This window comes from Actinorhabdospora filicis (assembly GCF_030269765.1).
GTDB classification, from domain to species: domain Bacteria; phylum Actinomycetota; class Actinomycetes; order Mycobacteriales; family Micromonosporaceae; genus Actinorhabdospora; species Actinorhabdospora filicis.
Window position 1 is genome coordinate 2,255,946 of the sequence record NZ_BSTX01000001.1, and the last position, 13,666, is coordinate 2,269,611.

Here is a 13,666-nt window from a genome sequence, read left to right on the forward strand (position 1 = left end):
CCGTGGATCTCACCGACTACATCCCGTCCGTGGCCGACTTCCCGATCCCGGGCGTCAGCTTCAAGGACATCACGCCGCTGCTGGCCTCCCCCGAGGCGTTCCGGGAGTCCGTGGACCGGCTCATCGAGGGCACCGCCGGGCTGGGCTTCGACAAGATCGCCGCCTTCGACGCGCGCGGGTTCCTGTGGGCGGCGCCGATGGCCTACCAGCTGGCCCTGCCGATCATCCCGATCCGCAAGGCCGGGAAGCTGCCGCGCGAGGCCGTCTCCGACACCTATCGGGGCGAGTACGACGACGTCGTGGTGGAGATGCACGCCGACGCGGTGGGCCCGGGGGACCGCGTCCTGCTGGTGGACGACGTGATCGCCACCGGCGAGTCGATGCGCTCTGGCTGCCGTCTGGTGGAGCGGCTGGGCGGGACGGTCGCGGGCTGCGCGGCGGTCATCGAGCTGACCTTCCTGGGTGCGGCGGAGAAGCTGACGGCGTACCCGGTGGTCTCGCTGGTGCGTTTCTAGGCCGCCTCCTTAAATCGCCGCTAAATCACCGTTCGGGAATCGCCGGGCCCGGCCGGGCTCGCAAGCGCTTGCTCCGGCGCGTCCCGCGTGACTGGAAAGCTGTCCCACCAGCGCTTCTGCACCCCTCCACAGTGGACGATGTGGGTACCGGGCCGCCACCGGGCGTCCCGGTTCCCACCGGTAGCATCGCCGTTACTCGTCAGGATCTTCCCCTCCGCGCGGACTCCCCTCTTCGCACTGTTCGCGCGGTTCCGTGACCAGTGAAAGCAGGCGACATGACCGCTGCCGAAACCTCCTTCTACGACCAGCTCGGCGGAGCCCCCACCATCAAGGAGGCCGTGGACCGCTTCTACGTCCGCGTCCTCGACGACGCCGAGCTCGCGCCCTACTTCGTCGACACCGACGTCATCCAGCTCAAGCGCCACCAGGTCCTGCTGCTGTCGCAGGTCCTGGGCGGCCCGACCGCCTACGAGGGCCGCGATCTGGCCACCGCGCACGCGGGCATGGCCATCACCGGCGAGCACTACGCCAAGGTGGGCTCGCACCTCATGGGCGTCCTCGGTGAGATGGGCGCGCCCGCGCACATCGCCGCCGCCGTCGAGGACACCCTGAAGGCGGTGCGGCCCGACATCGTCGCCACGGAGTCCTGAGCGTGGTCGACGCCGCGCGCCTGAAGTGGAGCTGGGGCGAGGTCGCCGCGCACGGCGACCAGGTCCCGCTCTTCTTCTACTCCACCTTGTTCCTGGAGCACCCCGAGGTCCGGGAGATGTTCCCGGTGAGCATGGCCGCCCAGCGCGACCGGCTGGTCACCGCGCTCGGCCGAGTGGTGTCCGATGTGGACAACGTGGACGCCCTGGTCCCGTTCCTCCAGCAACTGGGACGCGACCACCGCAAGTTCGCCGTGGTCGCCGACCACTACCCGGCCGTCGGCGCGGCCCTGCTGCACACCCTGGAGCACTTCCTGGGCGCGCACTGGACGCCGGAGCTGGAGAAGGACTGGACGGCCGCCTACGGCATCGTCGCCGAGGTGATGTCCGGTGCCGCCGAGGACTCCGCCCGGCAGACGCCCTCGTGGTGGGACGCCGAGGTGGTCTCCCACGACCGCCGCGCCATCGACCTCGCGGTGATCCGCGTCGTCCCCGACCAGCGCCTGGATTACCTGCCCGGACAGTCGATCGCGGTGGAGAGCCCCTACCGCCCTCGCATGTGGCGGCAGTACTCCCCCGCGAACGCGCCCAGGCCCGACGGGACGATCGACTTCCACGTCCGCCTCGCCGACGCCGGGCAGGTCTCACCGGCGCTGGTGGAGTTCACCCGCCCCGGCGACCGGCTCCGGCTGGCCGCGCCCATGGGCACCGGGCTGGTGCTGCCGGACGGGCCGCCGCGCCATGTCCTGATGCTGGCCGGTGGCACCGGACTGGCGCCCCTGAAGGCGCTGACCGAGCAGATCGCGTCCTTTCAGGACGGACGCCGGGTGTACCTGTACTGGGGCGTCCGGCATGCGGGGGATCTGTACGACCTGCCGGCGCTGCGGGAGTTCGCCGAGCGCAGCGAGTGGTTCCACGTGGTGCCGGTGGTGGCGGCCGGGCCGGGTCCCCACACCGGGCAGGCGGTCGGGGTCGCGCTGCGCCAGGCGCGCTGGCTGGATTGCGACGTGTTCGTGTGCGGCCCGCCAGGGATGGTGAGTCAGAGCGTGGCGGCGCTGGGGCACGCGGGGATTCCGGAGGGGCAGATCCATTGGGAGTCCGGAGTCTCCGGCCTTCCTGCTGAGGAGGCACTGTCGTGAGCGGTGACGCGGGTATCGAGCGGGCGGGACGGCTCAGCCCGGAACGGATCAGGCATACCGAGTTCAGCCGCACCACGCTTGGGCGGCGCGGGTACAACGTGGAGGAAGTGGACCGGTTCCTCGGGCGGCTCGCGGAGGACCTGGCGGCGCGGGACGCGCGCGAGGCGCGGCTGCGGACCGAGATCGAGACGGTGAAGAACGCGCTGAAGGATTGGCAGTCGAGTAACTCGCGTGCTCCGCGGGCTCGGCCTGCTCCGGAGGCGATCAACTTGCTGTCGCAGGCGCAGCAGCAGGCGGATTCTTATATCGCGCAGGCGCAGGACTACTGCCGGCAGTTGGTGGGGCAGGCGCGGGGGCAGGCGGACGCGGTATTGACGCAGGCGCAGGTGGCGGCGGCGCAGGTTGTGGAGTCGAGTGAGCTGACGGAGAAGCTGGATCGGACGCGGGCGTTTTTGGAGGCGATCGGGGCGGTGGAGGCGCAGTTGAAGGCGGCGCGGGAGAGGTTGGCGGATGAGGTGGAGAGGTTGGGGGGGTAGGGGGTTGCTCCGCCCTCTTTCCCCCACCCTCTTCCCCCACCCTCTTCCCCCACCCTCTTCCCCCACCCTCTTCCCCCGCCCTCTTCCCCCGCCCTCTTCCCCCGCCCTCTTCCCCCGCCCTCTTCCCCCGCCCTCTTCCCCCGCCCTCTTCCCCCGCCCTCTTTCGGCTTGCGGGCCGTGGGCATCACCCAGCCCACGCCCCGGGCCGCCGGGGTCGCACCGTCTCACCGGCCGGGGTTCACCTCACGAGGCCGCGCCCAGTAGCCTCCAGCCGCCTCGCCTTGGGTCTCACCCGCTCGCTGCCTCGGCCCCGCGCTGCCTCAGCCCACGCCGCCTTCTTCTCGCCTCTTCCCCGCCCGCCACCTCTCGCCCCGCCATCTCTCGCCCCGCCATCTCTCGGCTTGCGGGCCACGCGCCTCACCCCGGCCCGCGCCCGGCCACCGGGGTCACCCCACCCCAGCGACTTACCCGCCCTCAGCCTCGCCCCATCCCCGCACCACCCCGGCCCACACCGGCCTCGTCGTGCCCCTCCCCCTTGGCCCGGCCCTTCCATCCCCACCCTGATCGTTCGGCGTGCTGCCTGCGGATCTTCCGTCGTTCGGCCTCGGCGACGGTGAACGAGGAACCTGGGGGTGTCAAGACGGAAGAGCTGTCTTGACACCCCCAGAACCCTTCGTCTCACCCTCACCGCACCAGGCTCCGCATCGCACCCGGCCGGTCTAACGTCACCGGCCTTGTTCTCGGGCCGGCTTCACCCATCGCCGTGTGGGTGGCCCGGCTCTTGCCTTCGTCGCACGCCGGTCTTCACGCTGCCCTCCTTCTCCCCATGCCCCTCACCTCTCCCCCTTCCCCCTCGCCTTTCTCTTCCCCTTTCTCCTCGTCCTTTCCTCGTCTCTTTCGCCCTACCCCCTGAACGTCCTCCGGTAGTCCCGGGGCGCCACCCCTCGCCTGCGCGCGAACTGCCTTCGCAGTGCCGCCGCCGAGCCGTAGCCGACGTGGTGGGCGATCTCCTCCACCGACAGGTCGCCGCCTTCCAGTAGCTCCTCCGCTCGTCGCAGCCTTCGTTCCGTCAGCCAGGCGTGTGGGCTTTGCCCGGTGGCGTCTTTGAATCTGCGGGCGAATCCGCGTTCGCTCACCAGGGCGCGGCGGGCCAGGTCGGCGACGGTGATGTTCTTCGCGAGGTTTTCCTGTGCCCAGTCGGTGATGTGGGCCAGGCGGTCGTCGGTTACTTCGGCGACGGGGGTTGTGGCGTATTGGCGTTGGCCGCCTTCGCGGTGGGGTGGGATGACCATGGCGCGGGCTATTTCTCCGGCTTTGCGGGCTCCGAGTTCTCTCCTGATCACGTGGAGGCAGAGGTCTGCCGCCGCTGCCACTCCTGCGCCCGTCAGTAGGCGGCCTTCGTCGACGTATAGGGCGTCGGGAGTGACGGTGATGTTCGGGTGGGTTTGGGCTAGCCGGTCGGTGAAGGCCCAGTGGGTGGTCGCGTGGCGTCCGTCGAGCAGTCCTGTGGCGGCGAGCATGAAGGCGCCGACGCAGGGGGCGGCGACGATGGCCTTCGTCTTTCGCAGGATGGCGGTCAGGTCTTGCGAGGGTGGGTCGTCGTGGCCTTCGCCGGGCAGCAAGAGGATCAGGTCGGCCTTCTTCAATCGGTCGAGTCCGTGTTCTATGTGGACGGTGAGGCCGACGTCCGTCGTCAGTGGGCCGGTGGTGTCGGCGCAGTAGGCGAAGGTGAAGGGTGGGCGGTTGAAGATCTCGCCGACCACGCCGACGGTGTGGATTCCGGCGCCGGGGCGCAGGTAGGCGGCCACGTTCTGCATGGCACGAGTTTGGCAGGAACGTTGCGGTGATGTACAGCTCGGCCACTGTTCTCGATCCGCTCGCGGCCCGATGCTTGTGGCATGGACATCGAGAGCAGCGCCACCTGGCAGATCCTCACCGTCGGCTACACCGGTTCCACGGGACCGGGTGTGGCCGCGACGGTCTCGTACATCACCGATGGCGATCACAAGATCGTCTTCGATCCGGGGATGGTCGAGTCGCCAGCGCGGATCCTCGAACCGCTCGCGGCTCTCGGGGTCGGGCCCGAGGACGTCACCGATGTGATCCTGAGCCACCATCACCCGGACAACATCATGAACGCGGGCCTGTTCACGAAGGCGGCCGTGCACGACCACAAGGCGATCTACCGGGGGCACGGGTGGACGGTGCGGGACGCCGAGGGTTACGCGTTCACTCCTTCGCTGCGGCTGATCGCCACTCCGGGGCACAGCCACGAGGACATCACATTGCTGGCGGGGACGGCCGATGGCGTGGTGGCCTTCGCGGGTGACCTGTGGTGGCGTCCCGACGGCCCGGCCGAGGACCCGGTGGCGCCGGACCGCGATCAGCTTGCGGCCAGCCGGATGCGGGTGCTGGACCTGGCCGACATCATCGTGCCGGGGCACGGTCCGGCGTTCGCGGCGGGACCGGAGGCGGTGGTCTAGCGGCCGCGGTCGCGGATCACGGCGAGGAAGGCCAGGTCCTCGGTGTCGAAGTCGATCGGGACCGGGGACGCCTCGGCGATGCGGATGGCCTGGTCGGCGTAGGACGCCGCCGACTCCGGCAGGCCGGACTCGTCCATCGCCACCGCCAGCAGGCACAGGGTCGGCACCAGGTCGGGGTGGCCGGAACCGAAGTGCTCCCACTGGATGCGCAGGACCTCGGGACCGTAGCGGACGCAGTCCTCCCAGCGTTCCTGGCGGAAGTAGGCGGTGAGCAGCATCTGGGGGATGCCGATGCCGAGGGGCCAGTCGTCGGGCGGGGCGGCGGCCAGGGGTTCCAGCAGTTCCATCGAGGTGGCGGGCCTTGTCGCCAGGTAGACGGTGGCGAACATGGCCTCGGCGAGGGTGCCCATCTCCTCCTTGACCTCGGGCCACGCCTCGGCGGCCATGACCCGGTCGGCGATCTCGACGGCCTCCTCGGCGCGGTCGGTGCCGTGCAGGGCGTAGGCGAGCAGGACGTAGTCGGCCAGGCCGACGGTGTCGCCGACGGCGTCGATCTCGGCTTCCAGCATGGCGATGACCTCGGCCTTGACCTCCGGTGGCAGGAGCGGGAGACCGATGATGATGAGGCCGACGTGCCCGGGAACGGCGTCGGGGTCGGTGAGGATCCCGTCGGCCAGCATGTCGCGCATCTGGCGGACGTAGCGGTCGGCGGCCTTGGTGATCACCGCGACGCCGAGGCGGGCGAGGAGCAGATCGCCGAGGACGCGGCGGTCGGGGCCGGTGTTGGCGCTGAGGGCCTCGGCCTGGTCGTCGAGGTCCAGGAGCCGGTCCCGCTGGGCCCAGCTGTCCTGTTCGGGCGGGTCGAGCAGGTTGGAGAGGCGCTCGGCGAGGACGGGTATCAGCTCGGCCGTCTCGTGCCGTGAGCCGCGGATGACGCGCTGGGTGAGGCGGTGCATGAGGACGCGGCCGCCGTCGCCGTCCACTAGGGACGCCGTGCGGGCACGGGCGACGGCCAGCTCGACCTCGCGTTCGTCCTCGCCGAGGATCTCGCCGAGCATCGCCACGGGCAGGCCGGTGGGCGCCAGCAGCGCCAGCCCGGCCAGCACGGGCGCGGTGCGCTCGTCCCAGATCCGTGCCACGGCCAGCAGGATCGCCGCCGCCACGCTGCGCGGGTAGTCGTCCCAGGCGCCGTGCGGGAGGGCCTCGTCCACGTCGAAGGTGCGCAGATCGGCGACGTAGTCGGCGAAGTCGCGGCCGGTTTCCTTCATGCGGGACGCCGCCTGCGCCAGCGCCAGGGGCAGCCCGTCGACCTCCACGATGAGCTCGTCGGCGGCCTCGTCGACGGGCAGGCCGGTGCGTTCGCGGAGGTAGGCGCGGGCCTGCTCGCGGGTGAAGCGCTCGACGTCCACTGTGGAACCCAGGGCGGCGGCGCCGCGTTCGGTGGTGGTGAGGACGACGCGGGTGCGCTCGCCGCGCGGGAGCCAGGCGCGCACCGGGGTGGGGTCGACGACGTTGTCGAAGACGACGAGGACGCGGTCGCGGCCGGGTGGTTCGGACAGCAGCGCGAGTCCGCGTTCGGCGGCGGCCTGGGGGCTGAGTTCGGGTTCGCGTCGGCCGTAGGCGTCGGCGACACGGCCGAGGGCGGTGACGATCTGCTCGGGGTTCTCGCCACCGATCCAGGCGACGCGGTGGCCTTTGCGGAGGGCGGTGCGGGCGTGTTCGGCGGCCTCGGTGCTCTTGCCGACGCCGGGTCCACCGGTGAGCACGGCGATGCCGGGGATGGCCGTGAGGGTGTGCTGGACGTCCTGCCGCGCGCGGTATCCGGCGGGTCGCGGAGGAATCGGTCCACACAGGACACGGAAGCCGGTGGCGCGGGACGCCTGCTGCTCCCAGCGGTTGAGCAGGACGGCGACGACGGCACCGGCGGCGGCGAAGGTGACGCCGGCCAGACTCAGGGCCGAACCCCGGTCCAGCCCGGCCGGTCCCTCGGCGGCCCACCAGGTCGCGGCGAACACCGCCAGCGCGGCCACCAGCGCGGCGGCGGCCTTGGCGGTCCACCTGACACTCCACATGGGAGTGAGTATGGCGTTACCGCGCCTCTTCCAGAGCGAAGGCGGGGTAGCCGACCACTCTTTCGGGGTTGCCGAAGGTGTCGCCGGAGTTGCGCAGGTCCAGCCGCCGGGGCAGGTAGCGGTGCCGGGCGGCCCAGGCGACCAGGCCCCGCAGGGCGAACACGCCGCAGGCGTCGCCGACCTTGATGCGGCTGTAGTCGAGGTCGCACACGGCCTGCGCGGTGCGGCGGTCGAGTTCGCGGGCCACGTCCTGCGGGTGGTAGTGGCTGAAGTCGGTGCTGCACAGGACGATCGTGTCGCGCGAGGCGCCGACCACGGCGTCCAGCACGTCGGCGATGTCCTCGGCGGCCGAGACGCCCACCGCGATGGGGGTGACCGGGACGTCCCCGAGAACCTCCTGCAGGAAAGGGATCTGGACTTCCAGGGCGTGTTCCCTGGCGTGCGGTTCGGCGTCGGCGGGGATGCCGTCGGGCACGGCGGTGATCATGACCGTCCCCAGTGGAGTCGACCAGGTCGCCGCCGGTGAGGCGGCCACGCCCTCCAGCCGGGAGAAGTGCGAGGGCCCGATGATGACGACACGGCCGACGGACCCCTTGTGCTCGCGCAGGCGCGCGTAGACGTGCGAGGCCACCGGACCGGAGAACCGGTATCCGGCGTGGGGGACGACGTAGGCGGGCGCGAGCGGCTCGCCGGCGGGCAGCTCGATGCGGGCGAGCATGCGGCGGATGGCGGTGCGCAGCTGGTTGGGTTCGCCGGGGTAGAACCGTCCCGCCACGGCGGATGGTCGGTCGTCGGTCATCGGGGGGCCTTTCTGCGGTCGTGCGCGCCCCGGGTACCGGGCTGCTCGATCAGCCTGAGCGGCCGCCGTTTCGCGCCCCAGTCCCCGGCCGGTCCGTCGAACACACCGGCGACCGTCGTTCCACAGTGGACGCAGTCGCCGCGGTCGGTGAGCTCGTAGCGGTTCAGGACGTACCAGTCGCGCTCCACGACCGGCGCCGCGCAGCCCGGGCAGCTCGTCGTCTGGCCCTCGGGGTCGTGCACGTTGCCGGTGTAGACGTAGCGCAGCCCGTGCTCGCGGGCGACGCGGCGGGCGCGGCGCAGGGTCTGCGGTGGCGTCCTGGGGATGTCCCGCATCTTGAAGTCGGGGTGGAAGGCGGAGAAGTGCAGGGGCACGTCGGGTCCCAGGTGCTCGGCGAACCAGGCGCACTCGGCGGCGATCTCGGCCTCGGAGTCGTTGTGGCCGGGGATGAGCAGCGTGGTGACCTCGGTCCACACGTCCGTCTCGTGGACGAGGTACTTCAGGGTGTCCTGGACGGCGCCAAGCTTGGCGAAGGTGATCTTCTCGTAGAACTCCTCGGAGAAGGCCTTCAGGTCGATGTTGGCGGCGTCCATGTGGGCGTAGAACTCGGCCCGGGGCTCGGCGTTGATGTAGCCGGCGCTGACCGCGATGGACCGCACGCCGCTCGCCCGGCAGGCGTCGGCGACGTCCATCGCGTACTCGATGAAGATCGTGGGGTCGTTATAGGTGAAGGCCACCGAGCGGCAGCCGGTCTTCGTGGCGGCCCTGGCCAGCGCGTCGGGTGAGGCGGCCGAGGCGAGGGTGTCGATCTCACGGGACTTGGAGATGTCCCAGTTCTGGCAGAACCGGCAGGCGAGGTTGCAGCCGGCCGTCCCGAAAGACAGCACGGGCGTTCCGGGCAGGAAGTGGTTGAGGGGCTTCTTCTCGACCGGATCGACGCAGAAACCGGACGATCGCCCGTAGGAGGCCAGGACCACGCGGTCGTCGACGCGTCCCCGCACGAAGCACAGGCCCCGCTGCCCCTCGCGGAGTTTGCAGGCCCTGGGGCACACGTCGCACTGGATCCGCCCGTCGGGAAGCTCGTGCCACCAGGTGGTGTCGACGGTGTAGGGGTCTTCGCGGCTGAGTGCGTCGGTCGGCATGCGGGAACGCCTCCTCCCGGCCCACGCTATGCCGCCGCCCACTATCCCCGCAAGCCGGGCCGCCGGTGGCGGGGCCGCTGGATATGATCGAGGGTCGGTTTCGAGCGAGTGAGGTTTCTGTGTCCACCACCATCCGCGCCGAGGCGGCCGCGCGCCGTACCTTCGCGGTCATTTCCCACCCCGACGCCGGTAAGTCCACCATCACGGAGGCTCTGGCGCTGCACGCCCACGTCATCGGCGAGGCCGGTGCCGTCCACGGCAAGGGCGGCCGCAAGGGCGTGGTGTCGGACTGGATGGCCATGGAGAAGCAGCGAGGCATCTCCATCACCTCGGCGGCCCTGCAGTTCTCCTACGACGACTGCGTGGTCAACCTCCTCGACACGCCCGGCCACGCCGACTTCTCCGAGGACACCTACCGCGTCCTGACGGCCGTGGACTGCGCGGTCATGCTGATCGACGCGGCCAAGGGCCTGGAGCCGCAGACCCTGAAGCTGTTCGAGGTCTGCCGCCACCGCCGCATCCCGGTGATCACGTTCATCAACAAGTGGGACCGGCCCGCGCGCGCGGCCCTGGAGCTGCTCGACGAGATCGAGGAGCGCATCGGCCTGCGCTGCACCCCGCTGACCTGGCCCGTCGGCCCCGGTGGGCGTTTCCAGGGCGTCATCGACCGCCGTGGCGACGAGGACGGCACCCAGAACGCGATGGCGCACTTCGAGCGCACCCCCGGCGGCACCCGCGAGGCCATCGAGACGCGCCTGGACGCGTCCCAGGCCCGCGAGCGCTTCGGTGAGGACTACGAGCGCGCGGTGGAGGAGGTCGAGCTCCTCCGCGAGATCGGCGCCACCCACGACCAGAAGCTCTTCGAGGAGGCCGTCACCACGCCGGTGCTGTTCGGCGCGGCGGTGGCCAACTTCGGCGTCCGTCAGCTGCTGGACGTGCTCATCAAGCACGCCCCGGCCGCCACGGACCGCGCCGACATCGACGGCACCCCCCGCGAGGTCGACGCGCCCTTCTCCGGTTTCGTGTTCAAGATCCAGGCGAACATGAACAAGGCCCACCGCGACCAGGTCGCCTTCGTCCGGGTCTGCTCGGGACGCTTCGAGCGCGGCATGGTCGTCACGCACGCCGAGTCGGGCCGCCCGTTCGCCACCAAGTACGCCCAGTCGATGTTCGGCGCGTCCCGCGACACCCTCGACGAGGCCTTCCCCGGTGACGTGATCGGCCTGGTCAACGCCACCGCCCTCGGCATCGGCGACACCCTGTACGTGGACAAGAAGGTCACCTACCCGCCGCTGCCGTCGTTCGCGCCGGAGCACTTCGCCACGATCCGCACCGACGACACCTCGAAGGCCAAGCGCTTCCGCCGCGGCATCCAGCAGCTGGACGCCGAGGGCGTGGTGCAGGTCCTCTACTCCGAGCGCCGCGGTGACGCCTCGCCGGTGCTGGCCGCGGTCGGCACCATGCAGTTCGAGGTCGCCACGCACCGCCTGTCGGAGGAGTTCGGCGTACCCACCACCCTCGACCACCTGCCCTATGAGCTGGCCCGCCGCACCGACGCCGAGAGCGCCGAGAAGATGAAGCGCGCGCCGGGCGCCGAGACCTTCGTGCGGGCGCGCGACGGCGTCGTCCTGGCGGCGTTCCTGAACAAGTGGCGGATGCAGACGGTGAAGACCGACTACCCCGGCATCATGCTGGAACCCCTGCTCGCGCAGGCCGAATAGCGCCTCAAGGGGCCGGGTCACACCGGCCCCTTTTCCATGTCCGCGGTGTCAGCGGCCGTGTCAGCGCGAGGACAGGCCGGTGTCCGGGCGGTCGTCGATAGTTCTCTCATCAGCGAGAACGACCGGCACCGAACTGGAGAAACCGACATGTCGAGCACCTTCACCGCCCAGGACAAGACCACCCTCCGCACCGCCGCCCACGGCTCCGTGGCCCTCATGGCATGGGCCGCCGGGACCTCCTCGCCGCACCGCGTGGCGACCAACGGCTCCTTCGCCCTCTACGCCGCCACCGGCCCCGTCGGGTACGTGCTGGCCGAGAAGAAGAACGACCTGAAGCTGGGCCACAAGTCGAGCGCGGCCCTGGCCGACCACGTCCTGCCCGCGATCACCGCGTCCGTCGCGCTGCTGGCGAACGATCCGGCGGAGCTGGCGAACTTCCGCGAGACCGTCGTGGTGGCCGTCGAGGCCGCCGCGCAGGGCTCCAAGAAGGGCGTGACGCCGACCCTGGAGGCGATGGCCGCCAAGATCCACGAGGCCCTGGGCGCCTGACGCGGATCCGAGTGAACCGAGATGACGCACCGCGACCGCGGCCCGCCGGACCCCCGGCGGGCCGCCCGCGCTTTGTCCACCGGGACAACGGATCCGGCGCGCCGGGCATAGTCTCCACGCATGATTCACGGGGATTCGCCGAAGGACCTGCTGGCGGCCGGCGACGAGGCCATGACCGAGGCCGCCTTCCGCACCGGCGACTACACGCAGGCGCTCGCGCTGCTCCAGGCGGCCCGCGACACCGCCGACGACCGCGCGGTCGAGGCCGCCGCCATCGACCGCCTCGGCTGGCTGACGCACTTCCGGGCCCTCGACGCCGGTCCCGAGCAGGCCGACGCCGACGCCGAGGAGGCCCTGTTCCAGCAGGCCCTGGACATCCGGCGCGACATCGGCGACCGGGGCGGCATCGCCGCGTCACTTTTCGGTCTCGGGCTCGTTCACCAGGTACTACGGCGTGATTGGGACACCGCGATCACGTACTTCCGCCAGTCCCTGGCCCTGGCGGAGGAGCACGCCGACCTGATCACCAGGTCGGAGGTGCACCGCCACATCGGCTTCTACTACATGATCAGCGAACGCCGGCCCGACCTCGGCGTCCCGCACCTGCGCACCTCCCTGCGCCTACGCGAACTCCACGGCGACCCGCGCTGGACCGTCGGCGGGCTCATCGCGCTCGGGCAGGCCGAGTCGGTCGCCGGAGACCGCGACGAGGCCGTGCGGCTACTGGGCGAGGCGATCGGCCTCGCGCGGCGCACCGGGCTGCACGCCAGGCGCATCGCGCAGGCCGAGGAGGCGCTGCGGCGGGCGGAGGCGGGGGAGATGCCGGGTTAGCCGGTCTGCTCCGGCAGTACCCTCAGGACCCGCAGGACGTCGGCCGCCGCCTCATGGTGCCCACGCTCGTCCAGCGCGGAGGCCACGGCGTGCAGGTTCGCCGCGAGCCGCCGGGTGCGCTCGCCGGGCGTGCCGCCGTCGAGGTCGGTGGCGGCCTTGATCGCCTTCACCGCGATCTCGGGCGCGTCGGCACCGGGGCCCCAGGCGGCGTGCGCGGACAGCAGGTTGTCCAGGGTCGCCAGGTGCGCGGCCAGGTCGTCGCCGCGAAGTTCGGCCGCCGCCCGGCCCGCGGCCAGGGCTTCGGCGTGCTCGCCGGTCTCGGTGAGCATGAGGGCGAGATCGTGCAGCGCGAGCCCGTGGAACGGGGCGAACGCGTCGGGATCGCCTTCGGCGAGCCGCGCGAAGATCGCCGCGCCCTCGCGCGTGGACTCCACCGCCCGGTCCCACTCCGTCAGGCGGCGCATCAGCACGCCCCGGTTGACCAGGACGCCCGCCAGGCCCGGTTCGTGGGACGCGTCGGCGGCGGCCAGGTCGCGGTAGATCGCCACGGCCTCGTCGATCCCGGCCATCACCTTGTCGGTCCACCTGTGCATCTGCTGGGGCACGGCGAGCGCGGCGAGGGCCTCGGCGAGGTGCGGCCGGTGGCGTCCGCCGAACTTCCGGTAGATGGCCACGGCGTCGCGCAGGAAGATGATGGCCACACCGTTTCCGCGCCGGACCTGGATGCGGCCGAGGTTGTAGATGATCGCGGCGATGTCGGACGGGGTGATGCGCCTGCGGTCGATCTTCCACGCCTCGACGAGGGTGTCCTCGGCCTCGGCGTACTCGCCGGCCGCCATGGCGTGGAAGCAGAAGGCGTTCACGGCGGCGATGTAGGCCTTGCTCTGCGGGTCTTGCCGCCGGTGTTCGTCGGCGATGGCGCGGGACCGGTCGAGGGCGCGATTGATGGCGCGGTCGAGGGCGGCACGACGGTCGGGTTCGAGAGCCGGGGCGTCCGGGGGCGGGGCGTCCTGGGGCGGGGTACCGAGGGCTTCGAGCCAGTCCGGGCCCTCGTCCGGGTCGGCGGGCATGCCGATCATGCGCGCGTTCCCGACGGTCCCGACGGGCGTCGACACGGTCCGGCGCCCGGGCTCCTCGCCCTCGGATCGCCGTGCCTCCGCGGAGATCCCGAAGTACGACTCGATCGTCTCCGGCGAGCGGGTGATCTCGTAGCCGGTCATGGGCGCCTCCCG

Annotated in this window: 13 protein-coding genes; 8 read left to right on the forward strand and 5 right to left on the reverse strand. The window is 71.3% G+C overall.

What is annotated here, in order from left to right; genetic code table 11:
* Window positions 1–2: 2 nt before the first annotated feature.
* The 4 genes from QSK10_RS10610 to QSK10_RS10625 all read left to right on the forward strand — a co-directional run bounded on the left by QSK10_RS10610 (window position 3) and on the right by QSK10_RS10625 (window position 2,837).
* Entirely contained in the window at window positions 3–515 is a 513-nt protein-coding gene (locus QSK10_RS10610; RefSeq protein WP_285662464.1) for an adenine phosphoribosyltransferase, read from the forward strand.
* A gap of 275 nt (window positions 516–790) precedes the next feature.
* Window positions 791–1,165, forward strand: coding sequence for a group I truncated hemoglobin (locus QSK10_RS10615; protein WP_285662465.1), 375 nt, complete (start codon window positions 791–793; stop codon window positions 1,163–1,165).
* Between the two features lie 2 nt (window positions 1,166–1,167).
* Window positions 1,168–2,301: a globin domain-containing protein gene (locus tag QSK10_RS10620; RefSeq protein ID WP_285662466.1), complete on the forward strand. Its 1,134-nt coding sequence runs from the start codon at window positions 1,168–1,170 to the stop codon at window positions 2,299–2,301.
* Window positions 2,298–2,837, forward strand: coding sequence for a DivIVA domain-containing protein (locus QSK10_RS10625; protein ID WP_285662467.1), 540 nt, complete (start codon window positions 2,298–2,300; stop codon window positions 2,835–2,837). Before QSK10_RS10620 ends, QSK10_RS10625 begins: the two co-directional genes overlap by 4 nt.
* Before the next feature lie 902 nt (window positions 2,838–3,739).
* On the opposite strand, the gene QSK10_RS10630 is transcribed toward QSK10_RS10625, so the two are convergent.
* Window positions 3,740–4,654: a GlxA family transcriptional regulator gene (locus QSK10_RS10630; protein ID WP_285662468.1), complete on the reverse strand. Its 915-nt coding sequence runs from the start codon at window positions 4,652–4,654 to the stop codon at window positions 3,740–3,742.
* An 81-nt stretch (window positions 4,655–4,735) separates the two neighbouring features.
* Here QSK10_RS10630 and QSK10_RS10635 point away from each other — a divergent pair, with 81 nt between their 5' ends.
* Window positions 4,736–5,320 (forward strand): MBL fold metallo-hydrolase, encoded by a 585-nt coding sequence (locus QSK10_RS10635; protein ID WP_285662469.1) that lies wholly within the window; start codon window positions 4,736–4,738, stop codon window positions 5,318–5,320.
* Here QSK10_RS10635 and QSK10_RS10640 read toward each other — a convergent pair.
* From QSK10_RS10640 to amrS, 3 genes are read right to left on the reverse strand one after another with little or no spacing between them, the layout of a single operon-like run.
* On the reverse strand, window positions 5,317–7,392 hold the full coding sequence (locus tag QSK10_RS10640) for a hypothetical protein (protein ID WP_285662470.1): 2,076 nt from the start codon (window positions 7,390–7,392) through the stop codon (window positions 5,317–5,319). The genes QSK10_RS10635 and QSK10_RS10640 overlap by 4 nt on opposite strands.
* A 16-nt stretch (window positions 7,393–7,408) precedes the next feature.
* Window positions 7,409–8,191: an AmmeMemoRadiSam system protein B gene (gene amrB / locus QSK10_RS10645; RefSeq protein ID WP_285662471.1), complete on the reverse strand. Its 783-nt coding sequence runs from the start codon at window positions 8,189–8,191 to the stop codon at window positions 7,409–7,411.
* Window positions 8,188–9,333, reverse strand: coding sequence for an AmmeMemoRadiSam system radical SAM enzyme (gene amrS, locus QSK10_RS10650; RefSeq protein WP_285662472.1), 1,146 nt, complete (start codon window positions 9,331–9,333; stop codon window positions 8,188–8,190). The genes amrB and amrS overlap by 4 nt, the downstream gene beginning before the upstream one ends.
* A 119-nt stretch (window positions 9,334–9,452) precedes the next feature.
* Here amrS and QSK10_RS10655 point away from each other — a divergent pair, with 119 nt between their 5' ends.
* The 3 genes from QSK10_RS10655 to QSK10_RS10665 all read left to right on the forward strand — a co-directional run bounded on the left by QSK10_RS10655 (window position 9,453) and on the right by QSK10_RS10665 (window position 12,434).
* Window positions 9,453–11,054 (forward strand): peptide chain release factor 3, encoded by a 1,602-nt coding sequence (locus QSK10_RS10655; RefSeq protein WP_285662473.1) that lies wholly within the window; start codon window positions 9,453–9,455, stop codon window positions 11,052–11,054.
* 147 nt (window positions 11,055–11,201) lie between these two features.
* Window positions 11,202–11,603: a hypothetical protein gene (locus QSK10_RS10660; protein ID WP_285662474.1), complete on the forward strand. Its 402-nt coding sequence runs from the start codon at window positions 11,202–11,204 to the stop codon at window positions 11,601–11,603.
* 120 nt (window positions 11,604–11,723) lie between these two features.
* Complete coding sequence (locus QSK10_RS10665) at window positions 11,724–12,434, forward strand: tetratricopeptide repeat protein (RefSeq protein ID WP_285662475.1); 711 nt, start codon at window positions 11,724–11,726, stop codon at window positions 12,432–12,434.
* Here the strand turns inward: QSK10_RS10665 and QSK10_RS10670 are convergent.
* Complete coding sequence (locus QSK10_RS10670) at window positions 12,431–13,654, reverse strand: tetratricopeptide repeat protein (protein ID WP_285662476.1); 1,224 nt, start codon at window positions 13,652–13,654, stop codon at window positions 12,431–12,433. The genes QSK10_RS10665 and QSK10_RS10670 overlap by 4 nt on opposite strands.
* Between the last annotated feature and the right edge of the window lie 12 nt (window positions 13,655–13,666).